Source organism: Hymenobacter sp. B1770, from assembly GCF_049896385.1.
Classification (GTDB): domain Bacteria; phylum Bacteroidota; class Bacteroidia; order Cytophagales; family Hymenobacteraceae; genus Hymenobacter.
This window is the reverse complement of the sequence record NZ_JAFCUF010000063.1, coordinates 1-796: the sequence shown is the minus strand read 5'-3', so window position 1 is coordinate 796 and position 796 is coordinate 1. Positions and strand designations below refer to the sequence as shown.

General features: G+C 70.6%; 1 protein-coding gene. It reads right to left on the bottom strand.

The genetic code is table 11. The features are described 5' to 3' along the window. Positions 1–796, bottom strand: a 796-nt coding sequence (locus ACP7AJ_RS21475) for an Ig-like domain-containing protein (protein ID WP_426062287.1), incomplete at both ends; no start/stop codon positions are given.

Below are 796 nucleotides of genomic sequence, written 5' to 3'. Positions count from 1 at the left end.
GCACCCGAAACCGGCCGATGCTGGGGTTCGGCGACGCCTGCAGCGGCGTGGGGCCAGCGGCAGCGGGTGCCGCCGCGTGCGCGGTAGCCAACTGGGCCCGGGGAGCGACGCCCACGGTGAGCGTGACCGTGCCAATGGCATAGAGAATGGGCACGCAGGCTTCCAGGCCGCCGTACTCCACCACGTAGCCCGCGGTGCTGCCCCCCGTGTTGCACGGGTCCACGTCGTTCCACAGGCCCGAGTTGCCGTAGAGTTGGGCGTAGTCTTCGCCCTGGGGGCGCCATTGGTTTTTGTAATCGTCGGGCTGGCCGGGCGGCCAGTGGGTATACGCCGCGCCGATGCCGGTGGGCCCGCCACGCCAGATGAGTTGGCCGGCTTCGGGGCCGGTTTTCCAGCGCCACTCGCCTTCCACGGCGTCATCGCTGGCCCCAAACCAGTACGCGCCCGACGCCCGGCCCACGAGAAAGTTTTTTTCGCCGTCAAACGTGACGGTGGCCAGGTAGCCGGCCATGCCCTGGTAGCGGCGGGCGGCCGCGGCGGCCTGCGCCCCGGCCCAGCAGATGCCCGGGGCGCTGACAAACTCGTAATAATGCCCGGTGCCCGAAGACGCCAGCACGGGGCTCGCCTCCTGCACCAGGTAAGTGAAGGTGGCCGTGCCCGCAAAACCAGGCGCGGGGGTGTAGGTGAACGTACCGTCGGCCCGGCGCACCAGCGTGCCCGCGGTGGGCGGGCCCGCGCTTGCTACTTGTAGGGGGCGTCCCAAGGGGTCGGAATCGTTGGCCAGGAGCTGGGCCGG